At 63.2% G+C, this 24,360-nt stretch carries 26 protein-coding genes; 20 read left to right on the forward strand and 6 right to left on the reverse strand.

What is annotated here, in order from left to right; translation table 11 throughout:
• Positions 1-52 precede the first annotated feature (52 nt).
• Complete coding sequence (locus PQT43_RS29295; protein ID WP_267269185.1) at positions 53-2,518, forward strand: TonB-dependent siderophore receptor; 2,466 nt, start codon at positions 53-55, stop codon at positions 2,516-2,518.
• A gap of 94 nt (positions 2,519-2,612) precedes the next feature.
• Here PQT43_RS29295 and PQT43_RS29300 read toward each other — a convergent pair whose 3' ends face one another.
• Positions 2,613-3,362, reverse strand: a complete 750-nt coding sequence (locus PQT43_RS29300) for a DUF3142 domain-containing protein (protein ID WP_253085822.1) — start codon at positions 3,360-3,362, stop codon at positions 2,613-2,615.
• The gene (locus tag PQT43_RS29305; protein WP_272755387.1) at positions 3,332-5,530 is read right to left on the reverse strand and encodes an outer membrane assembly lipoprotein YfiO; all 2,199 of its coding nucleotides are present in this window, start codon (positions 5,528-5,530) and stop codon (positions 3,332-3,334) included. Before PQT43_RS29305 ends, PQT43_RS29300 begins: the two co-directional genes overlap by 31 nt.
• Before the next feature lie 208 nt (positions 5,531-5,738).
• On the opposite strand from PQT43_RS29305, the gene PQT43_RS29310 reads away from it, so the two are divergent.
• From PQT43_RS29310 to PQT43_RS29365, 12 genes are all read left to right on the forward strand, one after another.
• A complete protein-coding gene (locus PQT43_RS29310; RefSeq protein WP_442962480.1) occupies positions 5,739-7,346 on the forward strand; it encodes a glycosyltransferase family 39 protein in 1,608 nt (535 codons plus the stop codon).
• A 116-nt stretch (positions 7,347-7,462) separates the two neighbouring features.
• Positions 7,463-7,924 carry an aminoacyl-tRNA deacylase gene (locus tag PQT43_RS29315; RefSeq protein ID WP_272755389.1) on the forward strand — a complete coding sequence of 154 codons (462 nt, stop codon included), beginning with the start codon at positions 7,463-7,465 and terminating at the stop codon, positions 7,922-7,924.
• Positions 7,925-7,938: 14 nt separating this feature from the next.
• Positions 7,939-8,184, forward strand: coding sequence for a DUF2789 domain-containing protein (locus PQT43_RS29320; protein ID WP_102862558.1), 246 nt, complete (start codon positions 7,939-7,941; stop codon positions 8,182-8,184).
• 64 nt (positions 8,185-8,248) lie between these two features.
• The gene (locus tag PQT43_RS29325; protein ID WP_060841856.1) at positions 8,249-8,494 is read left to right on the forward strand and encodes a type II toxin-antitoxin system Phd/YefM family antitoxin; all 246 of its coding nucleotides are present in this window, start codon (positions 8,249-8,251) and stop codon (positions 8,492-8,494) included.
• Positions 8,484-8,765: a type II toxin-antitoxin system RelE family toxin gene (locus PQT43_RS29330; protein WP_272755391.1), complete on the forward strand. Its 282-nt coding sequence runs from the start codon at positions 8,484-8,486 to the stop codon at positions 8,763-8,765. The genes PQT43_RS29325 and PQT43_RS29330 overlap by 11 nt, the downstream gene beginning before the upstream one ends.
• 142 nt (positions 8,766-8,907) lie before the next feature.
• Positions 8,908-9,336 (forward strand): MarR family winged helix-turn-helix transcriptional regulator, encoded by a 429-nt coding sequence (locus PQT43_RS29335; protein WP_110595253.1) that lies wholly within the window; start codon positions 8,908-8,910, stop codon positions 9,334-9,336.
• Positions 9,333-11,420 carry an FUSC family protein gene (locus tag PQT43_RS29340; RefSeq protein WP_110595254.1) on the forward strand — a complete coding sequence of 696 codons (2,088 nt, stop codon included), beginning with the start codon at positions 9,333-9,335 and terminating at the stop codon, positions 11,418-11,420. The genes PQT43_RS29335 and PQT43_RS29340 overlap by 4 nt, the downstream gene beginning before the upstream one ends.
• The gene (locus PQT43_RS29345; RefSeq protein ID WP_011058538.1) at positions 11,417-11,626 is read left to right on the forward strand and encodes a DUF1656 domain-containing protein; all 210 of its coding nucleotides are present in this window, start codon (positions 11,417-11,419) and stop codon (positions 11,624-11,626) included. The genes PQT43_RS29340 and PQT43_RS29345 overlap by 4 nt, the downstream gene beginning before the upstream one ends.
• On the forward strand, positions 11,623-12,513 hold the full coding sequence (locus PQT43_RS29350; RefSeq protein WP_267269188.1) for an efflux RND transporter periplasmic adaptor subunit: 891 nt from the start codon (positions 11,623-11,625) through the stop codon (positions 12,511-12,513). Before PQT43_RS29345 ends, PQT43_RS29350 begins: the two co-directional genes overlap by 4 nt.
• Positions 12,510-13,958 carry an efflux transporter outer membrane subunit gene (locus tag PQT43_RS29355; protein ID WP_272755394.1) on the forward strand — a complete coding sequence of 483 codons (1,449 nt, stop codon included), beginning with the start codon at positions 12,510-12,512 and terminating at the stop codon, positions 13,956-13,958. The genes PQT43_RS29350 and PQT43_RS29355 overlap by 4 nt, the downstream gene beginning before the upstream one ends.
• 93 nt (positions 13,959-14,051) lie before the next feature.
• Complete coding sequence (locus PQT43_RS29360; protein ID WP_102882680.1) at positions 14,052-14,687, forward strand: NADH:ubiquinone oxidoreductase subunit N; 636 nt, start codon at positions 14,052-14,054, stop codon at positions 14,685-14,687.
• Positions 14,688-14,887: 200 nt separating this feature from the next.
• Complete coding sequence (locus tag PQT43_RS29365; protein WP_110651256.1) at positions 14,888-16,390, forward strand: YdgA family protein; 1,503 nt, start codon at positions 14,888-14,890, stop codon at positions 16,388-16,390.
• Positions 16,391-16,563: 173 nt separating this feature from the next.
• Here PQT43_RS29365 and PQT43_RS29370 read toward each other — a convergent pair whose 3' ends face one another.
• Both PQT43_RS29370 and PQT43_RS29375 read right to left on the reverse strand, forming a co-directional pair.
• Positions 16,564-17,157 (reverse strand): DUF4291 domain-containing protein, encoded by a 594-nt coding sequence (locus PQT43_RS29370; RefSeq protein ID WP_253167009.1) that lies wholly within the window; start codon positions 17,155-17,157, stop codon positions 16,564-16,566.
• Between the two features lie 48 nt (positions 17,158-17,205).
• On the reverse strand, positions 17,206-17,475 hold the full coding sequence (locus PQT43_RS29375; RefSeq protein ID WP_110651252.1) for a hypothetical protein: 270 nt from the start codon (positions 17,473-17,475) through the stop codon (positions 17,206-17,208).
• A 421-nt stretch (positions 17,476-17,896) separates the two neighbouring features.
• Between PQT43_RS29375 and PQT43_RS29380 the strand changes: the two genes are divergently transcribed.
• From PQT43_RS29380 to PQT43_RS29410, 7 genes are all read left to right on the forward strand, one after another.
• Positions 17,897-18,175, forward strand: coding sequence for a BrnT family toxin (locus PQT43_RS29380; protein ID WP_102882683.1), 279 nt, complete (start codon positions 17,897-17,899; stop codon positions 18,173-18,175).
• Positions 18,153-18,416 (forward strand): BrnA antitoxin family protein, encoded by a 264-nt coding sequence (locus tag PQT43_RS29385; RefSeq protein WP_110595261.1) that lies wholly within the window; start codon positions 18,153-18,155, stop codon positions 18,414-18,416. Before PQT43_RS29380 ends, PQT43_RS29385 begins: the two co-directional genes overlap by 23 nt.
• Before the next feature lie 201 nt (positions 18,417-18,617).
• Positions 18,618-19,178: a YbhB/YbcL family Raf kinase inhibitor-like protein gene (locus PQT43_RS29390; protein ID WP_102882685.1), complete on the forward strand. Its 561-nt coding sequence runs from the start codon at positions 18,618-18,620 to the stop codon at positions 19,176-19,178.
• A gap of 88 nt (positions 19,179-19,266) precedes the next feature.
• Complete coding sequence (locus PQT43_RS29395) at positions 19,267-21,036, forward strand: vWA domain-containing protein (RefSeq protein ID WP_272755396.1); 1,770 nt, start codon at positions 19,267-19,269, stop codon at positions 21,034-21,036.
• A 37-nt stretch (positions 21,037-21,073) separates the two neighbouring features.
• On the forward strand, positions 21,074-21,655 hold the full coding sequence (locus PQT43_RS29400) for an RNA polymerase sigma factor (protein ID WP_123391866.1): 582 nt from the start codon (positions 21,074-21,076) through the stop codon (positions 21,653-21,655).
• Complete coding sequence (locus tag PQT43_RS29405; protein ID WP_102882688.1) at positions 21,652-22,335, forward strand: hypothetical protein; 684 nt, start codon at positions 21,652-21,654, stop codon at positions 22,333-22,335. Before PQT43_RS29400 ends, PQT43_RS29405 begins: the two co-directional genes overlap by 4 nt.
• Positions 22,336-22,407: 72 nt before the next feature.
• Positions 22,408-22,596 (forward strand): hypothetical protein, encoded by a 189-nt coding sequence (locus PQT43_RS29410; protein ID WP_102862572.1) that lies wholly within the window; start codon positions 22,408-22,410, stop codon positions 22,594-22,596.
• 18 nt (positions 22,597-22,614) lie between these two features.
• Here the strand turns inward: PQT43_RS29410 and PQT43_RS29415 are convergent, their stop codons facing one another.
• Both PQT43_RS29415 and PQT43_RS29420 read right to left on the reverse strand, forming a co-directional pair.
• The gene (locus PQT43_RS29415; RefSeq protein ID WP_110595266.1) at positions 22,615-23,079 is read right to left on the reverse strand and encodes a hypothetical protein; all 465 of its coding nucleotides are present in this window, start codon (positions 23,077-23,079) and stop codon (positions 22,615-22,617) included.
• On the reverse strand, positions 23,063-23,914 hold the full coding sequence (locus tag PQT43_RS29420; protein WP_253085831.1) for a hypothetical protein: 852 nt from the start codon (positions 23,912-23,914) through the stop codon (positions 23,063-23,065). Before PQT43_RS29420 ends, PQT43_RS29415 begins: the two co-directional genes overlap by 17 nt.
• Positions 23,915-24,360 lie beyond the last annotated feature (446 nt).

Here is a 24,360-nt window from a genome sequence, read left to right on the forward strand (position 1 = left end):
CGGGATACCCCATGAAAGCCGATCAAGACGCATTCTCATGGGGAGTTCAGGAATGCCTTACCAGACCACAGCATCCATTTTGACCCTGGGCACCGCTGCCCGCCGCCGCGCCTTTGTCGCGCTGCTGGCCATGGCCCCGGTGTTGCCGAGCCTGGCCCAGGCCGACAGCGGCAGCCAGAGCCAGGCGCGGGACTACCAGATTGCCGCCGGCAATCTCGATCAGGTCCTGAATCGTTTCGCCAGTGCCGCGGGGATTCTCCTGTCGGTGGATGCGAGCATGACGGCCGGTAAGCACAGTGCCGGCCTGCATGGGCGCTACGAGGTCGCACAGGGCCTGCAGACGTTGCTCGCTGGCAGTGGTTTGCAGGCGGTGCAGACCGGGGCCAGTTGGGGCCTGCAACCTTTGGCCGAGAACGGCGCGCTGCAGCTGGCGCCGACCCGGATCGGCGCCACGCAGATGACCGAGGATGCCTGGGGCGCGGTGCCGGGGATCGTCGCCAAACGCAGCGCCACCGGGAGCAAGACCGACTCGGCGCTGGTGGAGATTCCGCAGACCATCAACGTGATCGGCGCCAAGGAGATCAAGGCCCGCGGCGCCCAAAGCGTGACCGAAGCGCTGCTCTATACCCCGGGCATGACCGGCGGTGGCTTTTCCGACCGGGTGAAGATTTTCGACGAACCCACCTCCCGTGGTTTTTCCCCGACGCCGATGTACCTCGATGGCCTGCACTTGCCCTACGGCGGCGGCAGTACCGGTGGTGCCCTGCAGATCGAGCCCTATGCCCTGGAGCGCATCGAAGTGCTCAAGGGCCCGGCTTCGGTGCTCTACGGGCAAAACCAGCCGGGCGGCATCGTCAACATGGTCAGCAAGCGGCCCACCGAAACCCCCTTGCATCAGCTGGTGCTGGAAGCCGGCAGCTATGACCACAAGAGCGTCGCCCTGGACCTGGGCGGCCCGCTGGATGAGCAGGGGCAGTTCCTCTATCGCCTGACCGGGCTGGCCAGCGACAGCCAGGACGCCGTCGATTACGTCCAGCGTCAGCGCCAGTTCATCGCCCCGAGCCTGACCTGGCGGCCCGATGACGACACCCAGCTGACGCTGTTCGCCCAGTACCAGAAGGACAATGACGTACCCGAGGCCCAGGGCCTGCCCAGCGTGGGCACGGTGTTCGCCAACCCCAATGGCAAGATCGACCGCGACCTGTTCCTCGGCGAGCCCGGGGTCAATGCCTACGACCGCGACCAGTTCGTCCTCGGCTACGAGTTCTCCCATCGCCTGAACGATGTCTGGACCCTGAAGCAGAACGCCCGCTACGCCGACGTCGATGACCGCTACCGCGCGCCGCTGCACGGCTACAAGTTCGTCAGCAATCCCAAGACCGGCCTCAACGACCAGCGCTACATGACCCGCTACGGGGTGGACTGGAAGCAGCACAACAAGGTTTATGGCGTGGATAGCATCGCCCAGGCCGAGTTCGACACCGGGCCTTTCAGCCATACCTTGGTGATGGGACTGGACTACTACCACTCCAACTCCAAGTTTCACGGCAAGTACGACTACAACCCGCCGATCCTCGACATGTTCACCCCCACTTACGGCCAGTCGCTGAATTTCGGCAACCCTTACCAGTGGGACAACACCATCATCCAGACCGGCCTGTATGTGCAGGACCAGATCAAGTACGAGAAGTGGGTGCTGGTGCTGGGCGGTCGCAACGACTGGGCGGAAACCGATAACAAGACGCCGCTCAACGGTGGTCATACCAACGCCAAGAGCCAGTCCTTCACCGGGCGCGGCGGGCTGGTGTACCTGTTCGACAATGGCCTGGCGCCCTTTGTCAGCTATTCGGAATCCTTCCTGCCCTTGAGTGGCACCAGCGTCGGGGGCAGCGCTTTCGAGCCGTCCAGCGGCAAGCAGTACGAAGTGGGGATGAAATACCAGCCGCCGGGCCAGGAGAGTTTCGTCCAGGTGTCGGCCTACCAGCTGGATCAGGAGAACATCCTGACCTCCGACCTGGCCAACCCCGGGTTCAGCATCCAGAGTGGCGCGGTGCGTTCCCGTGGCATCGAGCTGGAAGCCAAGGCCAGCCTCAGCGAATCGCTGGACGTGATTGCCTCGGCGTCACGCAACGACGTCAAGTACACCAAGGACAACGACGGGCGCGAAGGGCGTCACCCGGCCGGCATGCCGCCGCTGACCGCCTCGCTGTGGCTCAACTACACGATCCTTGGCGACACGCCGCTGGCGGGCCTGGGCGCAGGCGTCGGCACCCGCTACGTCAAGGGCAGCTATGGCACCGATTACGACGGCGCCTTCCAGATCCCGTCCTACACCGTGTACGACGCCAGCCTGAGCTACGACCTGGAAAAATCACCACTGCAATGGAAGGGCGTGAAGCTGGCACTGAACGTGAAGAACCTCACCGACAAGACCTACGTCGCCAAGTGCACCAGCATCTGGGACTGCTACTACGGTGAGGGGCGGACCATGGTCTCGAGTTTGACCTATGACTGGTAAGGGTCCATCAGGCTGATGAGCTGGAGCGTTGTGCGCTTTTGGCTTTTGCCGGCGCAGGCTTGCCAGCAAAGGTGTCCGCCAGACCGCCTTGCTCTCAAGGATTCTGTAAAAACACCACATAGCCCCTGAACCAGGGGCTATCGCGCAGCGCCTGGGGCTCCTGCCAGTCACCGCCCTGGATCAGGCCAACCTTGTAGGGCAGGCCCATGCGGTCCAGGCGCGGCAGGTAGCTGGCGTAGTTGGGGATGCTGCGGCGGCCCTGGTAGGTCTGCACCACCACTTCGTCCACCACGCCCTTGAGCTGGCTGATGGCTTGCGGGTCGGCGTTGCTGCCCCAGTCCATCAGGCCGGTGATGCTCAGGCGGTAGTGCGCCGGCAGGCGCTGGCGCAGGTCGCGCAGGAAGCTCGCATAGCGTTCGAGGTCGCGGGTGCTGCTGTCGAAGTCGATCTGGATGCCCATCACCGGCGTGCCCGTGGCTTGCCAGCGCTGCACCTGGCCAAGCAACTGGCGATACAGCGACTCCGGCCAGGCCAGGGTGTGGGCGCGGTAGACCACCCAGACCTGTTCCTGGGGCAGCTGCGACACCGGCAGGCCCTGGGCGATGAGCTGGACGCCGCTGGCCGGATGGCGCCGCGAACGGCTGATCTGGCCCTGGAGGATGTACAGGGTCTTGGCCTGGGCCAGCACTGGCTGGGTCTTGACTCCGCTCCACAGCCAGAAGGCGTCGTATTGCGCCGCGTCTACGGTGGCGCCTGCCGGTGCTGCCCAGTACAGGCACACTGACAGCAGGCAGCCGGCCAGGCGTTTTGGATTCACCAGTAGTAACGCAGCGACTGGCCCCATTGGGTGTCCCCCAACTTGCCCTTGAGCTGGCGGAACCAGGCCTTGCGCACGGCCGGTTCGACGCCGGCACCGCCACAACGGTTGTTGCCGGAGGAGGCGTAGCAGTAGATGGCTCGGTACAGGGCGTAGGCGCGTTCGTCACGGCTGGCCTTGGGGTTGTTGATTACCACTTGATAGCCGTCGAGTCGCGAGAACGGCTTGCCGGGGAAGGTGTCCTGGGTGCCACCCAGGGACTGGGCGTTCGGTGGCGTGTCCAGGGGCATCTGATCGAAGTTGTTCAGGCGCATGAACTCGCCGAGGCAGAGCAGCCCGGCCGGCGCTTTCGGGTCACGCTCAAGGAGCGCGGCAGTCTCCACCAGGCTCGGGCAACGGTAGTCCGGCTGTTGCTCTTCAGGCTGGGGACCATTCCAGCGGAAGTCGCGCAGTGGCGGCGTATCGAGGTAGATGTAGCCCAGGCTGGCGCCAAGGCTATCGTCGGGCAGGCTGGGCGGCAGTTGCTCGTAGTCTTTGCCGAAGGCCGCGTACTGGCCGCGGGTCAGGTCCTTGTACAGCAGGATAAAGCGCGCGGCGTTGCGCTCCGCTGGTAAGTCGGCCTGTTGGGCCTGCTGGCGCAGCAGTTTGGGCGAGGCCACCTGGCGCAGGAGAATGGCGCGCACCTGGGCGGTCTTGATCGGCGAGTCGGCGGCGAACACCTTGGCCAGTTGCCCGCTGCGCTCGTAGGTGTAGGCCAGGGCCAGTTCCAGCTGTTCGCGTTGCAGCGGTTGCTGGGCCAGGGGCAGCAGTTGCAGCCACAGCGCCTCGGCGCCTTTCCAGTCCTGTTGGGCCTGCAGGGCCAGGCCGCGCAGGGTCTGCTGGCTGAAGCTCAGGTAGTCCAGTTGCGTCGGCAGTTGGCTGGGCAGTTGCTTGAGCGCCGCCGCCGGTTGCTGTTCGACATACAGGCTGAAAGCGGCCTGGAGGTAGTCGAACAGCGCCGGCTGGCTGGCGAACAGGGCCTTCTGCTGTTGCAGGGCGTCCCGGGTCAGAGGCGCCGATGGCGCGTCGCGCATGCGCATCAGGTCCTTGACCGCCAGCAGCAGAGGGGCCTTGAAGTTGTCTTCGGGCAGGCTCAGCAGTTTGTAGTCGACTTCTTCCACCAAGTCGTCCAGAGGCATGTTGCGCGGGGTGCCGGGTGCCTGGGTCAGTTGCTCGGCGTAGTCATCGGCCAGGGCCTGGGTGTCACCCTTCAGCCAGTGCACACGGCGGATCAGGCCTTTGGCGGATACGGCGTAACGGCCCTGTGGATAAGTCTTCAGGTAGGCCTCGAAACCGGCGCTGGCCTGTTGCAGGACGGCTTTGTCCACATGCTCCAGATTGACCATGCTCCATTCATCGAAGGCGTTCTGCTGGGCCAGGTTGAGCAGGGTGCGCGGGCTCATGTAGGCCGCGGTTTCGGCCAGCCAGGGCTGGGGATTGTCCTTGAGCGCGGCAAAACCGTTGCCGGCTTCGCTGAAGCGGCCGCTGTAGAAGTCGGCGGCGGCCTGCAGGTAGCGGGCGAACGCCTTGGCCGCTGGCGAGTTCAGGTTGCCCGGCAGCAGCTTGCTCATTTCGCTGGCGTTCCAGTCGCAGCTGGCCAGCAGTTGCACCCGGGCCTCGGCCAGGGCCTGGCGTTCTTCCGGGCTCAGCTGCGCCTGGTTGAGCTGCTCGACAAACGCCAGGGCACTGGCGTCCGAGTTGCTGCGGCAGCGGCTGCCTTCTCCGGAGAGAAAGCCGTCGCCGGCGGTTTTCTGGTTGGCGCGACGCAGGCCCACGGCCTGCAGCAGGCTGTCGAGCTGCTCGGTGGCGGGCGAGGGGCCGGGTTTGGGTGGGTTGCCAGTGGCGGGGTCGAGCTCGGGCTGCGCCGGGTGCAGGCGATAGTGCATGAAGGGCACGGGACCGTAGCCCATGCCTAGTTCATCCTGAATCAGGGGCCGGGGCGTCAGGGGCAGGCTGCCCTGGTCGGCCAGCAGCAGCCGCAGGTTGACCCGGCTGTCGTTGCCCGGGCTGAGAAAGGGCAGGTTGCTGCAACTGTCCAACTGGTTGGCGTAGAGCTTCCAGGTCGGTGAGCAGATGTCGTCCGAGCTGGCCTGGGCCAGGGCGGCAAACAAGGTGCCCAGGGCCAGGGTCAATGATGGAAGAAGACCGATACGCATGAATTGTCCTTAATTCGCAAAGCCGCGAGGGAGCACCTTGAAGATGGGCGAATCATACAGAAGGCCAGGAGGCACACCTATGCAGCCAGCGAAGATTCCGATGTTTTGCAACGGCTGTAGGGCCTGTATGGGTTTTGCGGTTTTCCAGGCAAAAGAAGATGCTGTGCCGGTCATTGCAGCCACGTCATGCGGGTGAGGGGAGCTGTGAATGGAATTTCGCAAAGCGCCGGATCTGGTCGGGCGTTTGTCGCCGCAGACGATGATGCAGCAGGGCGCTGGGCTGCAGCGGCTGGCCCGGCGGGTGCTGGAATACGGGTTGCTGCCGATCTTTCTGCTGGCCGCCGGCATCCGCTTCTATGACCTGACGGCGTCCGCCATCTGGGGCGACGAGGGTTCCAGTCTGCTGCTCAGCCAGTATTCCCTGATGGAGATCTGGCGGCATGCCGCTCGCGATGTCCACCCGCCGCTGTATTTCATGCTGCTGCATGGCTGGATCGCACTGTTTGGCGACGGCATTTTGTCGGTGCGAATGTTCAGCGCCGTGCCGGGGATTGTCACGGTGGGGTTGGGTGTCTGGCTGGTGGCGCTGCTGGCAGGCCGACGAGCGGCGATTCTCGCCGGGGTGCTCCTGGCGTTGCTGCCCACCGCCGTGCGCTACAGCCAGGAAGTGCGCATGTATGCCCTGCTGGGCATGTTGCTGCTGGGGGCGACCCTGGCCCTGGCGTACTGGGTACGCCAGCCTCGGCGCTGGCGCTACCTGCTGATCTACAGCCTGTTGTTGGCGCTGGCGTTCTACACCCATTACTTCACGGTGCTCTGTGTTCTGGCCCATTGGCTGTACCTGGCGCTATCGGGCGCCCGGGGCGAGGACGGTCGGCGGTTGCTTGGTCGGCCGGTCTGGTGGCTGGCCAATGCCCTGGTGGTGCTGTTGTACCTGCCCTGGGTTCCCGAGCTGCTGGAGCTGCTGCGGCACCTGGACGAGTTGAAGGCCGGTGGCGATGTGGGCTGGGAACCTGCGGTGACCTGGTCGTCCCTGCCGGCCATGGTCTGGCAGCTTTTGCTCCAGGACGAAGGCGATAGCCTGCCCTGGCCGCTGTTCGTGGGGTTGCCACTGCTGATGCTGCTGGTCTGCCTGGTGCCCGCGTGGCGTGACGACTCGCGGACCCGGCTGGGTGGGCTGCTGACGAGTTTTACCCTGGTGCCGCTGTTGCTGGTGTTTGCGGTGTCGTTCATTTCCCCGGTGTTCATCGAACGCTACCTGACGGCCTATGCCCTGGGCCTGCCGTTGATCGTGGCAATGGTCATCGACCGCTGGCTGCGCACCGCGCGACTGCTGGCTCTGGCCCTGTTGCTGGTCTTCGTGGGGATCGAAGCCCAGGGGCTGCGAAACAACACCGATGTCGACGTCAACGACCAGATCAGCGTGATGGTGGATTACGTCAACACCCACTACGCCCCGGGCGACCGCATCGTCATCAGCGACATGCTCTGGTACTTGAGCTACGTCTACTACAACCGCACCGATGCTCAGCCGTTGCTGTACACGCCGCCGTTGCCAGGGGGCGCCTCCGGCAGGCCGAACGCCTATGGTTTCGGCACCCTGATCGACCAACCGGATGAGGTCTACCTGGATCAACTGGGCTCGTTGCCGGTGGGCAGCGGTCGGATCTGGCTGGTGGGTACCGACGATCAACCCGAGGAGTTCGCGCCCTTGCCGGCCGGCTGGCACACAGTCAGCGAGTTCGCCGCAGGCAGCACCCGGGCCCAACTGTTTGTCATGTGCGCCTCTGTGGCAGCGCTATGCAGCTCGCGCTGAGTGTGTTGAATGCCGTTCGGAAGTTGCGCGGTGCGGCAACCCTGGCCCGACCTAGACTCATTTGAGGGAACGTCAACCTGCCGCCTCGAACCGGTTTCGGGGCACCGAGGTGCATCATGCGTATGGCAAGAACCGTGCAACGCAGCCTGGAGCTGGCGCATTGCGAATTTGACCTGATAACTCACCCTCACTCGGCCAGCAGCCTGGAGACCGCACACGTGGCGGGGGTTCCCGCGCAGCGGCTGGCCAAGTCGGTGATTCTCGACGATCACCACGGTCACTACCTGATGGCGGTATTGCCCGCCAGCCGTCATCTGGATTTGAGCAAGGTCCGCGGCAGCGGTGAATGGCAGATCACCCGGGAAAGCACCCTGGCCCATCTGTTCAACGACTGCGAGCGCGGCGCGGTGCCGGCCCTTGGCGAATCCTACGGCCTGGATGTCGTCATCGACCCCTGCCTGACCCGGCAGAAAGACATCTATCTGGAGGCCGGCAATCACCACAACCTGGTGCACATGAGCATGGCTGAGTATCTGAAAATGGTGCCCCACGCCCAGGTTTGCGAAGTGTCTCACTGATCAGGAGTCAGACCATGGAATCACCGACCCACAATCTGCCGGCGCTGTTCAAGCAACTGGGGCTGGCCGATGACCCGGTGAGCATCGATCGATTCATCGCTACCCATTCCCCGCTGAAACCGGAGTTGCACCTGGCGGACGCGTTCTTCTGGAGCAAGAGCCAGGCGGATTTCCTGCGCACGGAACTGCTCGACGATGCCGATTGGGCGGAGGTGGTGGATCAGTTGGATGTGTTGTTGAGGAAGGGGCGAGGGGGCTGATGAGCTGCAGTTGTTGATGTGGACTATTTAGACCAGAATCACGACCTGAATTGAGGTCATGATTATGCAAAGTATTCTGGCTGACAAAGCCGTCAGCGTATCTGAGTTGAAGAAAAACCCTTCTGCCGTCTTGAGTGGTGCCCAGGGCGGGCCAGTGGCGGTGCTGAATCACAACCGTGTCATGGGCTACATGGTTCCGGCCGAGGTTTTCGAAGCGTTGATGGAACGCCTGGATGATCTGGAGTTGGCCGAAATCGTTCGCGCGCGCAGCCATGAGACGCCCGTTCCGGTCAGTCTGGATGACTTATAGGCTTGAGTTTCTGCCTTCGGCACACAAGGAATGGAGCAAGTTGGGGCATACGCTTCGAGAGCAATTCAAGAAAAAGCTCGCCGAACGGCTTGAGGTGCCGCGAATCCCCGCTGATGCCCTGCACGGGCTTGCCGATTGCTACAAAATCAAACTCAAGGCTTCGGGCTACCGGTTGGTATATCAAGTGATCGAAGAATGCGTCGTGGTTTGCGTGGTTGCGGTAGGCAAGCGCGAGCGTGGCGCTGTGTGCGAGCAGGCCAGAAAACGCTGAGGTTTGCTGGCAAGCGGTGTTTCTCCATCATCAGGTAATTGTTACAAAACTTGACTGAATTTATTCGGCGATGCCATATTGATAGTTAGCAAACTAACAGTGTGCGAACAGTCTTGTGCCCAACTCCCTTGAATCACTCCACATGAACATCAGCAGTGGCATGGTGGTCGCGTCCCGGCATTGGCGGCGTATCTGCCAGACCACCCTGGTCAACTTTGGCATCTCCGAAGCCTGTGCGGTGCCCCTGTTGATGATCGGGCGCCTGGGCGAGGGCGTGCGTCAGGTCACGGTGGCCCAGGCCGCGGGGATGGAAAGCCCATCCCTGGTGCGTTTGCTGGATCAACTGTGCAGCGCCGGCTACGTGTGCCGCAGTGAAGACCCCAATGATCGCCGGGCCAAATGCCTGAGCCTGACCGACAGCGGCCGCGAGCTGGTGCACGCCGTGGAGAGCGAGTTGGTGCGCCTGCGCCATGAAGTCCTCGAAGGCATCAGTAGCAGCGACCTGGAAGCGGCACTGCGGGTGATTCGCGCCTTCGAGTCCGCCAGCCATGTACCGGTGCTGCCATCTTGAAAGGCTTTTTCACCGGTATGCCCCCCGCGCGGGACTGGTTCTACGGTGTACGCACCTTCGCCGCCTCAATGATCGCGCTGTACATCGCCATGCTGATGCAGATGCCGCGTCCCTATTGGGCCATGGCCACGGTGTACATCGTCTCCAGCCCCTTTGTCGGCCCCACCAGTTCCAAGGCGCTGTATCGGGCGGTCGGTACCTTTCTTGGCGCGGCGGCTGCGGTGCTGCTGGTGCCGATGTTCGTGCAGAGTCCCTATCTGCTGGTGCTGATCATTGCCCTGTGGACCGGGATCTTGCTGTTCCTGTCCATGCATTTGCGCACTGCCAACAACTACGCCCTGATGCTGGCTGGCTACACCTTGCCGCTGATTGCCCTGCCGGTGGTGGACAACCCCCTGGCGGTGTGGGATGTGGCCGAGGCACGGACCGAGGAAATCTTCCTCGGCATCATTTGCGCTGCGGTCATCGGCAGCCTGTTCTGGCCTCGGCGGCTGGCCCCGGTGTTCGTCGATTCCACCAGCAAGTGGTTCGCCGATGCCGCGCTCTACAGCCAACGCTTCCTGGCCCGCAACGTCCAGCCTGAAGAAGTCAGCGCTTTGCGCACGTCGATGGTGGGCACCTTCAACACCCTGGAGTTGATGATCGGCCAGTTGCCCCACGAAGGCGCCCGGCCGCAGACGGTGCGCAACACCAAGGAACTGCGCGGGCGGATGATCAACCTGCTGCCGGTGGTGGATGCTCTGGATGACGCCTTGTACGCCCTGGAGCGGCGCACCCCGGAGCGGGTGGCGCAGTTCGCCCCCTTGCTGGCCAAGGCCGATGAATGGCTGCAAGGCACCGCCCGGGACGCTTCGGTGGAACGCTGGCAAGCCCTGCGCGATGAGCTTGAAGCCCTGCAGCCGAGCGCAGAAGCCCTGGATGACCGGCACCAGTTGCTGCTGTCCAACGCCCTGTACCGCCTCGGCGAGTGGATCGACTTGTGGCAGGACTGCCGTAGCCTGCAGCACGCCATCCAGAGCGAAAGCCAGGACACCTGGCGCGCGGTCTACCGGCATTGGCGCCTGGGCCGGCTGACGCCCTTTCTCGACCGCGGGCTGATGCTGTACTCGGCGGGCTCGACGGTGCTCGCAATCATCGTCGCCTCGGTGCTGTGGATACTCCTGGGCTGGACCGACGGCGGCAGCGCGGTGATCCTCGCGGCGGTGGCCTGCAGCTTCTTCGCCTCCATGGACGACCCGGCCCCGCAGATCTACCGGTTCTTTTTCTGGACCGCGATGTCGGTGCTGTTCGCCAGCCTCTACCTGTTCCTGATCCTGCCCAACCTGCATGACTTCCCCATGCTGGTGCTGGCCTTTGCCGTGCCCTTCATCTGCGTCGGCACCCTGACGGTACAACCGCGGTTCTACCTGGGCATGCTCCTGACCATCGTCAACACCTCGTCCTTCATCAGCATCCAGGGCGCCTACGACGCGGACTTCCTGAGTTTTGCCAACGCCAACCTGGCCGGGCCCATGGGCCTGCTGTTTGCCTTTGTCTGGACCCTGATCGCCCGGCCGTTCGGTTCGGAGCTGGCGGCCAAGCGCCTGACCCGTTTCAGCTGGCGCGACATCGTCAGCCTCTCCGAGCCGGCAACCCTGGCCGAGCACCGGCACATGGGCGCGCAGATGCTCGACCGGCTGATGCAGCACCTGCCGCGCCTGGCCATGACCGGCCAGGACACCGGTGCCGCCCTGCGGGAGTTGCGCGTGGCGCTCAATGTCCTGGACCTGCAGGCCTACGCGCCACGGGTACAAGGACAGGCCCAGACCCTGCTGCGCCGGGTGGTGGCCGAGGTCGGCGAATACTTCAAGGCCTGCCTCAAGGCCGGTGAGCGCCTGCCCGCACCCAGTGCGTTGCTGATGACCCTGGATCGCACTCGGCGAGCGCTCAACAGCCAGGGCCTGCAAGGCGACGACGAAACCCGCCTGCATCTGCTGCACGCCCTCAGTGGCCTGCGCCTGGCGCTGCTGCCGGGGGTGGAATTCGTCGCCACCGGCGAGCTTGAACAACCCCTTCCCCATGGCATTGATGGAGCGCCCTTGTGATCGGTGATCTGGATATCAGCGGGGTGTTCCTGCCCACGCTGCTGGTGCTGATGGGCATCACCTATGGCTTGTACCTGTTGGTGCACGGGGTGCTGACGCGCTTGCACTTTTATCGCCTGGTCTGGCACCGGGCGCTGTTCAACGTGGGTCTCTACGCGCTGCTGCTGGGCGCGGTGGACTCTCTCAGTCGATACCTGATGACATGAAAAAACCTTTATTGACCATTGGCCGTGTGGTCCTGACGTTACTGGTGGTGACCTTCGCGGTCGTGGTGGTCTGGCGCATGGTGATGTACTACATGTTCGCGCCCTGGACCCGGGACGGGCACATTCGCGCCGATATCGTGCAGATCGCCCCGGACGTGTCCGGGCTGATCCAGCAGGTGCAGGTGCGCGACAACCAACTGGTCAAGCGCGGCCAGGTGCTGTTCAGCATCGACCAGGACCGCTTCAAGCTGGCCCTGCGCCAAGCCAAGGCGGCCCTGGCCGACCGCCAGGAAACCCTGGCCCAGGCCCAGCGCGAGGCCAAGCGCAACCGTGGCCTGGGCAATCTGGTGCCGCGCGAGCAACTGGAAGAGAGCCAGTCCCGTGAAGCCCGTGCCCAGTCGGCCCTGGCCGAGGCCCAGGTGGCGGTGGACAGCGCCCAGCTCAACCTCGACCGTTCGGTGGTACGCAGCCCGGTGGACGGCTACGTCAACGACCGCGCACCGCGGACTCAGGAATTCGTTACCGCCGGGCGCCCGGTGCTGTCGGTGGTGGACAGCAATTCCTTTCATATCGATGGCTATTTCGAAGAGACCAAGCTCGACGGCATCCATGTCGGTCAGTCCGTGGACATCCGTGTGATCGGCGACCGCGCGCGGCTGCGCGGGCATGTGGAAAGCATCGTCGCCGGGATCGAGGACCGTGACCGCAGCAGCGGTTCCAACCTGTTGCCCAACGTCAACCCGGCCTTCAGCTGGGTGCGGTTGGCCCAGCGGATTCCGGTGCGCATTGCCTTTGATGACGTACCGGCGGACTTCCGCATGATTGCAGGGCGTACCGCCACGGTGTCGATCCTCGACGACCAGGCCAAGCGGGAGCCCGGCCAATGAACAGCGGCGCACGTTTGGCCCTGGCCGGACTCGGCCTGTTGCTCTCGGCCTGTCAGATGGTCGGGCCGGATTACCGTCTGCCCAAGGACGCGGCGCTGCAACGCCAGGACCTGCAGGGCCAATTGACCGCCCAGGGCGCCAATGTGGTGTCGGCGCCGGTGCCCGCCGACTGGTGGCGCCTTTACCAGGACCCGCGTCTGGACCAGTTGGTGCAGCAGGCCCTGGCCTCCAACACCGACTTGCGAGTGGCCGCGGCCAACCTGGCCCGGGCCCGGGCTCAGGTGGATGAGGCCCAGGCCGCCGGTGGCTGGAGCGGTGGGGTCAAGGCCGGGGTCGAGCGCCTGCAGGAGTCTGGCGAAGCCTTCCTGCTGCCGGAAAAAGTACCGGTGGCCAACGTCGGCAACCTGTCCATTAGCACCTCTTACCAGTTCGACCTGTTTGGCACCCTGCAACGCGGCATCGAAGCGGCCCAGGCCAATGCCGATGCCACCCAGGCGGCGGCCGATACCGCGCGCATCACCCTGGTGGCGGACGTGGTGCGGGCCTACACCCAGGTCTGCGCGGCCAACGAAGAGCGGGAAATCGCCGAACACTCCCTGCGCCTGCAAGCCCAGAGCACCGAACTGACCCAGCGCCTGCGCGATGCCGGGCGCGGCGACGAAACCCAGGTCACCCGCTCCCAGACCCAGTTCAAATCCTTGCGCGCCGAGTTGCCGCGCTATGAAGCCGCGCGCCAGTCGGGGCTGTTTCGCCTGTCGATGCTGCTGGCCAAACCGCTGGATCAACTGCCCACCGGCACCGGCACGTGCGCCGAGTTACCGCACATCGCCCAGCTGTTGCCGGTGGGCGATGGCGCGGCGCTGCTCAAGCGTCGTCCCGATGTACGGCAGGCCGAGCGCCAACTGGCCGCCGCCACCGCGCGCATCGGCGTGGCCACCGGGGCCCTGTACCCGGACATCAGCATTGGCGCGACGGTCGGCACCGTGGGCATCCTCGACAACCTCGGCAAGCCCTCCACCAACCGCTGGGGCTTTGGTCCGCTGATCAGCTGGACGGTGCCAGCCAACGGCGCCCGTGAGCGCATTCATGAGGCCGAAGCGGCGAGCCAGGGCGCCCTGGCCCATTTCGACGGAGTCGTGCTCAACGCCATTCGTGAAACCCAGACCGGCCTGGCCCAGTACAGCGCCCAGTTGCAACGCCGCGAGGCCCTGGCGGATGCCGAGCAGTCGGCGCAACTGGCGGCGGACCAGACTCACCGTTTCTTCCAGGCCGGGCGCGCTTCCTTCCTCGCCGACCTGCAAGCCACCCGTACCTACACCGATATGCGCGCGCAGCTGGCGGCGGCCAATACCCAGGTGGCGATGAGCCAGATCGATCTGTTCCTGGCCCTGGGCGGCGGTTGGGAAAGCGGACGAACGCAAGGCTCGCAACCCGCGAAACCCTGAGGCCGTTGCTATGCTTTGATCTGTTGGAAACGTCCTGCGTGCAATGGACTTTCCAGCCGATCAAAGCATGTGATGGTCATGGGGATTCCAATAATGAAAAACCCTTATGCTCCGGGCTTCTGGTGTGCGCTCTGTGCACTGGTGCTGCTGTCTGCCACCTACTTCTACGGCATCATGCTGGCCCACCAGATCGACAAGGCCATGGTGTTCCTCGACAGCGCCAGCGCGCTGATCGCGGTGTTGGCCATCGGTGTGGTGGCCTGGGCCTCGTGGCAAAGTCAGAAAATCAAGAAAAGACAGCTCGAACAGAGCAAGACCCTGGTGATGATCTGGGACACCAAGGTGGCTCTGCGCCGGGTTGAGACCGTGTTCGACCGTTACTTCTGGGGCAGCTACTGGCAGCCGGGGCGGACCTTCGCCGAAGTCATGGGCGAACTCACCGGCACCCCGCTGGAAAAGAGCCTGGAAGCTCTGAAAAAGCAGTGCATGCTGCTCGACAAACAGGCCGATGACGGCCATCACTGGCTGAGCAATGCCCGGGAACTGTCGGATGTCGCCACCGCCATGGCCCGGGAGCGATACCAGCTGGATTTCTGTGATCCCCGTGGCGAATCCCGTGGCAACAGCCCGGTGATCGATCGGGATTTCGAAGTACTGGTCTACACCTGGAGCGCCCGTCTCAAGAGCTTCGACCATCAACTCGATGCCCTGGAAGTCGAATATTCCTGAAATCCCTTCCCCCGGCCCTGCGGCAACCGCTACAGGGCCCGCTCCCCCCGCGTTCCACGGTTTTTCACATTCAAAGATTGGGCTCGCGCTAGCCGCCAGTGGTAATCTGCGCCGGTTTTGCGCGGAGTCGAGCCGCAACCCGTCATGGGTTCAGGGAAGACGAGCACACCTTCAAACAACGGATATTGATCGGGTCAGACATGAATAAATCAGCAGGCGTACTGTTAGGAATCGTCGTCGCGGTAGGTGTCATCAGTGCCGGCGGCGCCTGGTACACCGGCACCAAGCTGGAAGGGGTTCTGCAGCAGCAGGTGGTTGAAAGCAACAAGGAGCTGCAAGCGGCGCTGATCGGTTACGACGCCACCGCTACCCTGGAACTGGTGTCCCTGGAGCGTGGCGTGTTCAGCAGCGACGCCCGCTACCGCCTCAAGACCGAGGGCGAGGTGTTCAACGGTGGGCTGGAACTGATGATCGCCGACCACATCGAACACGGCCCGCTGCCTTTCTCGCGCCTGATCCGTCTCAAGTGGCTGCCCGTCATGGCGTCCAGTCATTACCAACTGGAAAATAATGCCCAGACCGACAAGTGGTTTGCCGCCACCAAGGGCGCTGCACCGTTCAAGGGCGTGGTCAATGTTGGCTATGACCTGTCCGCCGAGGGCACTGTGGATTTCGCTCCGATGGAGCTGGCCCTGGATGAGCTGAACAACCTCAAGTTCTCCGGCCTGAACGCCACCTTCAGCGTCAGCGAAAACCGCCAGAAAGCCAAGGTCGACGGCTACATGGACAGCCTGAGCCTGTTCCTCAGCTCGCCAGAAAAAGCACCGCTCAAACTGGAAATCAACGGCCTGACCCTGGCCAGCAACCTGCAAAAGAGCAGCTTCGACTACTACCTGGGGCAGAACACCCTGGAGCTCACCAGCACCAAGGCCACCTTCGGTGACAAGCAGTCGGTGCTGACCCTGAAGAACTTCGAACAGAAGACCTCCAGCGAAGAAACCGGCAGCACAGTAGCGGGCCGCGCGGATTACCGAGTGGGCGAAATCGCCTTCGACGGCAAGACCGTGGGTTCGGCCGAGATGCTCTGGAGCATGAAGAACCTCGACAGCCAGGGCATGCTCGATCTGCTCCAGATCTACCAGACCGTGCTGCAGCCGTATCAGCAGGCGGCCAACGAGGCGACTGCCGAGGGTGAGCCGGCACCGGAACTGCAAATGAGCGACGCCCAGCAGGTCAAGGTGCGTGCCGCGGTAAACAAGGTCCTGGAAGCCAAACCACAGATCGCCCTGGAAAGCCTGGCATTCAAGACCGCTGGTGGTGAAAGCCGCTTCAGCCTGAGCCTGGACCTGGCCAAGCCGCAGAGCCTGGAACTGCCGCCGGCTGAGCTGGGCAAGCAACTGATCAGCCAGCTGGACGCCAAGCTGTCGCTGTCCAAGCCGATGCTGGCCGACGTCGCCGCCTTGCAGGCCCAGGCCGAAGGCCAGACCGACGCCAAGCAAATCGCCGAGCAAAGCGCCGCCACCGCGGAAATGCTCAGCGCCATGGCCCTGGCCACTCAGTTGGCCAAGCTGGAAGGCAATGCGGTGGTGTCGTCGCTGCACTACGCCAATAACGAAGTGAATTTCAACGGCCAGAAGATGACCGTCGAGCAGTTCGTGGGTTTTGTCATGAGCAAAATGGGCGGTGCTGGCACCCTGCAGTAAGCCCTAAGTGGGGGCGTCTCTGGCGCCCTCCGACCGCGAAGCCCAACGCCCGGCGCTGTTCAACAGCCCGGGCGTTTTGCTGTCCGGAGAGGGGTCGTCATGCAGTGTTTGCGCCTCAGTCCTGAGGAGGTAGGGCAGGCGTCGCTGATGGTTGAGCTGGCGCCAAGGGCGACTCATCTGTACTCGCGGGGAGTGGGATATTCCTGTTCTTGCGGAATCAGACTGTGGGCGCCGTCCAAATCACCTAGCTGAATAAGCCGATGAATCTCGTGAGCCAGGGGGGTGACATCAGTGATGCGTTTTATCCACTGGTTCACATACAACTGCACGGCCTCCTTGCTCAGGCCGATCTGGATCGCGCGGTGTTCCTGGGGCCGCAGGTACAGGTCACGCTCTGGGTCCCATTGAATGCGCACCGGTGACTGATCTTTCAACTTCAACCACTCTTCTTTGCTCATGGACTCGTCTGCATGGCTCAGGCAGCCGTTGGCCAGGGCCCATTCAAAGCCTTCGCGGCTGATGTCGATGGCCAGGATGCGGGTCTGTCCGGCGTCTTTGTAGCCCCAGCCAGCGCGGTACATCATCCACAGGAAAGACGGCTTTATCCAGGTCATGCGCTCCATCTTGAAGGGCGGGGAGACGAAGGTGCCATGGGCCAGGGCGGCGTCGGCGATGCTGTCGGAGTAGGCCTGGTAGACGCGAATGGTGTCGGCGTCGTAGAGCGCCCGGATCTGGCGCTGGGGGAGTTCTGTTGCGGGTTTATGCATGGCATTTCCTTATGAAAAGCGGGCGGCCGGGAAGCCGCCCGGGGGTGTTTAGAGTTCGGCCTGCGGTTGCAGGCGCCGTGATGTCACATCCAGCAGATCACAGCCATCGCGCAGCAGGATGCTGCACACCAGGGTCAGTTCCTGCAAAACCACCGGTTCACTGCGCAGGCTCTCGGCGGCGAAGTTCTCCAGCAGTTGGGTCGCGGCGCGGATGCGAAAGGCTGCGGCGTCGTGCAGCACGTCGATGGGCGCCTGGGTGTCGATCAGCAGGGAAGGAATCAGGCAGTCGTGGCCGGTGATCGGCATGTAGCGGTTCATGATCAGTTCTCTCTATTCCGTTAGTTGAGCGGCTGTCCACTTACCGTCGCCAAACAATAGGTGGCAGTTGTGCGCAGGTTGGCGAGCCGGCAATAGAGAAAACCGACAGACCCGAAGGTCTCCCACGCACAACCGCCATAGAGCAATCATGCGGGCGCAAAAAAACCTGCAAGCAGGTTGTTTGCATTCTCTATATGTCGGGTCGCCAAACCCGAGTCGCCATCTGGGCGACGGCCGGACTATAAGCCGCCGGCTTCCAGCGGTGCAAGGCAAGTGTGGCGGTGTCTTTTCCGAGAACGCTGTAGGGCTTTTTCCGTACACATCCATCCTGCTTACGACTGTATTTCCAGGTGTTTACCCAGGGCGCTTTTGGCGAACGCTCGGCTAGTCTGTATGTACATTTGTAAATACGGAATTGCTCATGTACTTTGAATGGGACGAGGCCAAGAACCACGCCAACCTGCTCAAGCACGGCATCGATTTCAACGATGCCGTGCTGATGTTCCAGCGTCCGGTGCTGTCCTTGCGCGATGAGCGCCTGGACTACGGCGAAGAACGCTGGGTCAGCCTCGGTTGGATCAGGACCCTGGTGGGCGTGGTGGTCCATACCGAGCGGCGGGGTCATGCGGTGCGCATTATCTCGGCGCGAAAAGCCACTAAACGGGAGGCTAAATATTATGTCCAACGGATCGAAAACTGACGGATCGAAAACCGATTGGGAGCGCCTGGCGAAAGCCGATGACCAGAGCATCGATACTTCAGATATTCCCGAGCTGGATGACGATTTCTTTCGCCGCGCCGAGGTGCACCTGCCGGGCAAGAAGGCCGTGACCATTCGCCTGGACGCCGATGTGCTGGAGTGGTTCAAGGGCCAGGGCGCGGGTTATCAGACGCGGATCAACCAATTGCTGCGTCAGTACATGCAGGCCCATCGAGGCTGAGGGCCTGCCGCGTCATGTCGGGCGCAGTGTCTGGCCGGCCGTGAACTGTGCTCGCGATCGCGGTTGGACTCTGAAATATTCATTTACAACTACCCCTGTCCTCAAGCTCAATCTCCCCGCGCCCTGCACGAAGGAGCGCGCTCTTTTGTGCAGGCTATAGTCCTCTGGCCCCCTGATCTCATCTGCAAAAGGTGCTTTCGTATGTCTCGCTTTGCCTCCCGCAATACTTGGCTGGCCGCTGGTGCCGTGCTGCTGTGCCTGCAGTTTCCCGTGCAGGCCCAGGAGCGTTTTACCCTGAATATCCCTGGGGTCTCGGATGACCGGCTGTTCACCACCGGCAATGCCAGTGATGCCAAGGGCTGTGGCGGGCACAACAACTCCCCGGCCCTGAACTGGACCGCAGGCCCCACCGGCACCTTGAGCTACGCCATCGTCATGCACGACCCGGACGGCGCCAAGGGCCAGGGTGTGGATCACTGGGTGCATTACGGCATCAAGTCCAGCACTCGGCAGATTCCCGCCGGAGCTGGCACCAAGCCGACTCTGGAAGGTGTGGGCGGCCTCAACAGCCGCAACGGTACTTCCTACATGGGCCCATGCCCGCCGGTGGGTGACAGCGCGCACCACTACATCATCCAGATCTACGCCCTGGATCTGGCGCCGGATGCCCTGCCTGCCGGGCTGACCCGGGCTCAGTTGCTGGAGAAGATCAACGGCCACGTGTTGCGCAATAGCAGTGTGGTGCGCCGCTACGCTCGCTGAGTGAATTTTTTTCCGGGGCTTAACCCGAATGGCTCAGGGGCTTCGTCTGAAGGGGGGAATGGATCATTTCTTCCCGAGGTCAGCCCCCATGTCCCTTCCCGTGCATTTCCTTCGTCCGGTCGCCCAGGGTTTCGCCGCCGGTCTGTTGCTGGCGGTTGCCGGCTGTGGTGTGTCGTCCAAGCCCGAATCCGCCGCCGGGTCGTCAACCCAGGGAGCATTGCCGGCTGCGCCTGAAGCGCAGTACGAGGCGCAACACGCCGATGCCGCCATGACCAAGCGCGTGGCGCATCCCATGAGGTTGTCGGCACCGATGCCGGCGCCCATCGCCGCCCGTGATTCGATCATGGCCGGTTACCGCGACGAGGCCCGTGAGCAGTACCAGAAGTTGCCGGACAACCCGATCCACAGCGTTGCCCAAGCACCGGTCTCTACCTTCAGCGCCGACGTCGATACCGGTGCTTATGCCAATGTCCGCCGCTTGCTCAACCAGGGCAGCCTGCCGCCGGAAGGCGCGGTGCGCCTGGAGGAGCTGGTCAACTATTTCCCCTACGATTACGCCCTGCCCAGCGATGGCTCGCCCTTCGGCGTGACCACCGAGCTGGCGCCCTCGCCGTGGAACCCCCACACCCGTTTGCTGCGCATCGGCATCAAGGCATCGGATCGCGCGGTGGCAGAGTTGGCCCCGGCCAATCTGGTGTTTTTGGTGGACGTCTCCGGCTCCATGGACCGCCGCGAAGGCCTGCCCCTGGTGAAAAGCACCCTCAAGCTGCTGGTGGATCAACTGCGGGATCAGGACCGGGTGTCGCTGGTGGTCTACGCCGGCGAATCGCGAGTGGTGCTGGAGCCTACATCCGGACGCGACAAGGCGAAGATTCGCACTGCTATCGACCAGCTCACCGCCGGTGGTTCCACGGCGGGCGCCTCGGGCATCCAGCTGGCCTACCAGATGGCCCAGCAGGGTTTTATCCACAAGGGCATCAACCGCATCCTGTTGGCCACCGACGGCGACTTCAACGTCGGCATCAGCGATTTCGACAGCCTCAAGGCCATGGCCGCCGAGAAGCGCAAGAGCGGTGTCTCCCTCACCACCCTGGGGTTCGGTGTGGATAACTACAACGAGCACCTGATGGAGCAACTGGCCGATGCCGGTGACGGCAACTACGCCTACATCGATAACCTGCGCGAAGCGCGCAAGGTGCTGGTGGACCAGCTCAGTTCCACCCTGGCGGTGGTGGCCAAGGACGTGAAGCTGCAAGTGGAATTCAACCCGGCCCAAGTCAGCGAATACCGTTTGCTGGGTTATGAGAACCGTGCCCTCAAGCGTGAAGACTTCAGCAACGACAAAGTGGACGCAGGGGAAATCGGCGCTGGGCATACGGTGACCGCGTTGTATGAAATCGTCCCGGTGGGCGAGAAGGGCTGGCTGGAGCCCCTGCGTTATGCACAGGCCAAGGCGCCGCAGCAGAGTGGCAAGAATGGTGAACTGGCGATGCTACGGGTGCGCTACAAGGCGCCGGAAGGTGGCAGTAGCCGCTTGATCGAACGGCCGATCAGCGCGCAGCAGCCGGCTAAACTGGCTGAGGCCAGCCCCGACCTGCGCTTCGCCGCTGCGGTGGCGGCGTTCTCCCAGCAGCTCAAGGACGGCCGCTACACCGGCAACTTCAGCCTGACCGACACCGCCAAGCTTGCCCGGGGCGCCAAGGGCGAAGATCCTTACGGACTGCGCGGCGAGTTCGTACAAATGGTGGAGCTGGCGCAAAGTCTGCAAACTCAGGCGCCGAAAACCCAGACGGGAAATGCTGCCCAGGCCGAGGCTCAGCCGGTGGACATGAGCCAAGTGCAGAGCCGCCTTGAATAGACCCATAACGAGCAGTGAACAGGAGTTCATCCGCCCTATGTCTGCTCCCCAAGTGTCCACCGATGCCAGCAGCGATGAAGCGCTGCTGGCGCGTTATCGCGCCGGAGATCCTGCTGCCTTCGAGCTGCTCTACCAGCGCCATCGCCAGGGCCTGTATCGCTTTGTCCTGGGTCTGTGTGGAAAGGCCGAGCTGGCGCAAGAGGTCTACCAGGACACCTGGCTCAGCCTGATCCGCAGCACCAGCCAGCCCCAGGGGCGGGCCAGCTTTCGTACCTGGCTGTATCAGATTGCTCGCAACCGGCTGATCGATCACTGGCGCAAGCACGGTCAGCACAACCCGCTGCACGACAGCTACGACGAACAACTGCACGGCGAAGCCGACCACGCTCCCGGTCCTGAGCAGCAACTGAGTCTGTGCCGCGACCAGCAGCGTATCGAAGCCGCCTTGCAAGACTTGCCCGAAGACCAGCGCGAAGTGTTCCTGCTGCGCGCCCACGGCGACCTGGAACTGCCAGAGATCGCCAGCCTGACCCAGGCGCCGCTGGAAACGGTGAAAAGCCGTTTGCGCTACGCGCTGAAAAAATTGCGTCGGCTCCTGGCCGAGGAGGTACGCACATGACTGACGCCCGACAGACCCCGTCCCCTGAAGAGCAGATGCTGGCGCACATCCGCCAACACAGCGCCCAGGAACCGCCGGCCCATCTGGATGCCCTGATCCTGGCCACTGCGCGCCGCGAAGCCCCTGCGCCCAAGCCTAGCCTTTGGCAGCGCTGGATGCGCGCCTGCCAGCGGCCGCGCTATCAACTGGCCTTTGCCAGCCTGTTTGGCGTGGCCCTGGTCATTGGCTTGCTGCGGCCTTCCCCGGAGCACTATCCACAAGAGCAGGCCTTTGTCCCTGCGCCCGCTCCAGCCCCAGCTGCGCCCATGGCACGCCAGGCGGCGCCACGTTCCGCCGAGCTGGCCGGGGCCTTGAGCGTCCCTGAGCCCGCAGCCCCTTCGCCCATCGCACCGGCGGCCCCTGTCGGCAGTGTTGCCGCGGCGCCGGAGATGGAAGCGTCCGCTGATGCAGCACCTCCTGCGCTGGCCAAGCCAAGGGCCGAGTCGAGCAAGATGGCCAAGCGCATGTCGGCCCCGGTCGAGCCCCGGACGATCAAACGGCTGGATGAGCAACTTCAGGCGGTCTTGCGCCTGTGGGAAGACGGCCAGAGCCGTGCGGCGGCCGAGCTACTGCTCCAGTTGCATGAACAGTATCCACAGGAGGATCTGGACGCGCGCCTGCAAGCCTTGCGTCGTCAATAAGGTGCGGGGGTTGGCTGTCGCCAGGGAAAGCGCGCACTATCTGCGCAGTTTCCAGAAAGTGAGAGGCCGGTCATGGCACCCCGCATCGACCGTATAGCGGCAATGTTGAACTGCCCGATCAAGGGCGCGGATATCCGTCAGGCCATCAAGGAGAGTCGCAAGGACTTTGGCCTGGAAGAGGCTGAAGAGGGCGCTGATCCCGAGGCGCAGGACGAAGCCGAACAAGCGCAGCAGGACGCCGAAGCCGCCGAGGATGAATAATTCCGGCGGCCGCCGGGTTCAGCTGTAAGGCAAGGCGGGCAGGTCGATGAACTCGGCGCAGGCACCGTCCGCGGTCATGCGCCGGGCCCGTTCCGGCAGCAGCCGGGCGTGATTTTCCACCTGCCAGCGATACCAGCTCAAACGCTGCACGATGCGCCGCCGGCAGGGCTCCGGCAGCTGTGCCAACAGATCGACGCTCTCGGGTGCCCAGCGGGTCCGGGTCGAGTAATAGCCGAACAGGTTTTCCCGCAGGCCGAAGCAATCCTCGATGGTTTCCCCAACGCTGTAGACGTAAAGCTCGAAGGCGCTGCTCAGTTGCTGTGCGCCATCGGCGTGGTCCCGCAGGTAAGCGAAGATCCCCGGCCAGTTGATGCAGTACAGGTGCTCGTCCCAATCGCCATCCCGGGTCAGGTACTGGCCCTGGCCGCGAAAGAACTGGGGTATTTCCTGACGCTCAAGGGCCACTTCAAAGTTGCTTTTCATCGCGTATTCCTTCGACGTCGGTGATGTTCACGGACAGCGCCACGCATTCGATCACGCAGTCAAAACCGATTTCCAGGCGCAGGTGATAACCGGGGTTGAGGCGGGTGAGCTGGGTACGCATGCGCCCGTCGAAGCGCGTACCGCTGACCGCCAGTTCGCTGATGCCCTGGACCTGAAGCAGCAAGCGGCAGTGGTTTGGGGCCTGGCTCGCCGGCCAGGTGGAAGGCACGGACAGCCGTCCCAGATCGCCATACAGCTGCAGGCTCAGTTGCTCGCCTTGAAACACCGGGCCTGGGGTATTGAAGTCATAGGGCGTGGCCGCCTCATTGAAGACCGCTCTCCAGGTTTCGCTGTTGTCGATGTTGAACAGCCAGTCGCGGGTGCCCCGATCCCGCTGCGCAATCGCCCTGCATTCCTGCAGAGACGGCAACCGTGCGCGGCTCAGGTCCTCGTGCCACAGCTCCCGGGCCGCGACCAGCAGGCGCTGGAAGAAGTCCCGGCTGTCGTCGAGCACCGCCGGCCAAGTGCTGGGCCATTGCGCGTATTCGTCGTCATCTTCAGCAGGCTCCCAGATGTTGTCGAAGTCATAGTCCGGATCGTCCAGTGCGGCTTGCAGAACCTCTACCAGCCGTTGCCGATGACGGAAGTTCTGCTGGGGGTAGTCGCGCCGCAATGCGTAATGACGGATCAGGTATTCGCGGTCCTGGGAATCGTTGGGGTTATAGCGGCTCAGTTCGGCATCCAGTGCTGGGGGCATGTCATAGCCCATGAAACAGCTGACCCAATCACGAATGTCTGGCTCGAAGGGATGGTTGAGCAACGGATGGCACAGCATGGAGACCTCCTGTCCGGGGCCGCGAATGTAGCAAGCTGCGCCTTCACGCGCACGTTGGTTGGCAGAGTTTGATCTGTAGATCCAGTAACCGTTGAGGCGGTTCGTGGTAATGCCAGTTTTGGCGTACCCGGCGAGTAGCGTCTGTGGGTATTGAGGTGATGTTATTGCTCACTGTATCTGTTGGGAGCATCCGTGTTTGGCGGGATAGGAGAGGGTTGTGGTTGATGGCGTTTGGCAAAAAAGTTGTTGAAAACCGCTGTCACCAAGTCGCCTTGCATCTGCTCAGTAGCAGCCTCTTATAGTCCCGCCGGTCGCTGCAAAATCAGCGACCGGATTTGGCGATCCATTTCAAGTTAGGCGCAGTCGCGTCGTTGTCTCTTTGCGAGTGCAATTTTGTACGGGCAGTGACGATTTATGGCGGCTGTGTGCGGGAGATCTTCGGGTCT

The sequence above is a fragment of the Pseudomonas sp. BLCC-B112 genome, from assembly GCF_028550695.1.
Classification (GTDB): Bacteria; Pseudomonadota; Gammaproteobacteria; order Pseudomonadales; family Pseudomonadaceae; genus Aquipseudomonas; species Aquipseudomonas danubii.

Bases quoted from the DNA above. Each gene is read 5' to 3' on its own strand.
- PQT43_RS29295 (WP_267269185.1), top strand. From the start codon at position 53: ATGCCTTACCAGACCACAGCATCCATTTTGACCCTGGGCACCGCTGCC.
- PQT43_RS29300 (WP_253085822.1), bottom strand. From the start codon at position 3,362: ATGGGGCCAGTCGCTGCGTTACTACTGGTGAATCCAAAACGCCTGGCC.
- PQT43_RS29305 (WP_272755387.1), bottom strand. From the start codon at position 5,530: ATGCGTATCGGTCTTCTTCCATCATTGACCCTGGCCCTGGGCACCTTG.
- PQT43_RS29310 (WP_442962480.1), top strand. From the start codon at position 5,739: ATGGAATTTCGCAAAGCGCCGGATCTGGTCGGGCGTTTGTCGCCGCAG.
- PQT43_RS29315 (WP_272755389.1), top strand. From the start codon at position 7,463: ATGCGTATGGCAAGAACCGTGCAACGCAGCCTGGAGCTGGCGCATTGC.
- PQT43_RS29320 (WP_102862558.1), top strand. From the start codon at position 7,939: ATGGAATCACCGACCCACAATCTGCCGGCGCTGTTCAAGCAACTGGGG.
- PQT43_RS29325 (WP_060841856.1), top strand. From the start codon at position 8,249: ATGCAAAGTATTCTGGCTGACAAAGCCGTCAGCGTATCTGAGTTGAAG.
- PQT43_RS29330 (WP_272755391.1), top strand. From the start codon at position 8,484: ATGACTTATAGGCTTGAGTTTCTGCCTTCGGCACACAAGGAATGGAGC.
- PQT43_RS29335 (WP_110595253.1), top strand. From the start codon at position 8,908: ATGAACATCAGCAGTGGCATGGTGGTCGCGTCCCGGCATTGGCGGCGT.
- PQT43_RS29350 (WP_267269188.1), top strand. From the start codon at position 11,623: ATGAAAAAACCTTTATTGACCATTGGCCGTGTGGTCCTGACGTTACTG.
- PQT43_RS29355 (WP_272755394.1), top strand. From the start codon at position 12,510: ATGAACAGCGGCGCACGTTTGGCCCTGGCCGGACTCGGCCTGTTGCTC.
- PQT43_RS29360 (WP_102882680.1), top strand. From the start codon at position 14,052: ATGAAAAACCCTTATGCTCCGGGCTTCTGGTGTGCGCTCTGTGCACTG.
- PQT43_RS29365 (WP_110651256.1), top strand. From the start codon at position 14,888: ATGAATAAATCAGCAGGCGTACTGTTAGGAATCGTCGTCGCGGTAGGT.
- PQT43_RS29370 (WP_253167009.1), bottom strand. From the start codon at position 17,157: ATGCATAAACCCGCAACAGAACTCCCCCAGCGCCAGATCCGGGCGCTC.
- PQT43_RS29375 (WP_110651252.1), bottom strand. From the start codon at position 17,475: ATGAACCGCTACATGCCGATCACCGGCCACGACTGCCTGATTCCTTCC.
- PQT43_RS29380 (WP_102882683.1), top strand. From the start codon at position 17,897: ATGTACTTTGAATGGGACGAGGCCAAGAACCACGCCAACCTGCTCAAG.
- PQT43_RS29385 (WP_110595261.1), top strand. From the start codon at position 18,153: ATGTCCAACGGATCGAAAACTGACGGATCGAAAACCGATTGGGAGCGC.
- PQT43_RS29390 (WP_102882685.1), top strand. From the start codon at position 18,618: ATGTCTCGCTTTGCCTCCCGCAATACTTGGCTGGCCGCTGGTGCCGTG.
- PQT43_RS29395 (WP_272755396.1), top strand. From the start codon at position 19,267: ATGTCCCTTCCCGTGCATTTCCTTCGTCCGGTCGCCCAGGGTTTCGCC.
- PQT43_RS29400 (WP_123391866.1), top strand. From the start codon at position 21,074: ATGTCTGCTCCCCAAGTGTCCACCGATGCCAGCAGCGATGAAGCGCTG.
- PQT43_RS29405 (WP_102882688.1), top strand. From the start codon at position 21,652: ATGACTGACGCCCGACAGACCCCGTCCCCTGAAGAGCAGATGCTGGCG.
- PQT43_RS29410 (WP_102862572.1), top strand. From the start codon at position 22,408: ATGGCACCCCGCATCGACCGTATAGCGGCAATGTTGAACTGCCCGATC.
- PQT43_RS29415 (WP_110595266.1), bottom strand. From the start codon at position 23,079: ATGAAAAGCAACTTTGAAGTGGCCCTTGAGCGTCAGGAAATACCCCAG.
- PQT43_RS29420 (WP_253085831.1), bottom strand. From the start codon at position 23,914: ATGCTGTGCCATCCGTTGCTCAACCATCCCTTCGAGCCAGACATTCGT.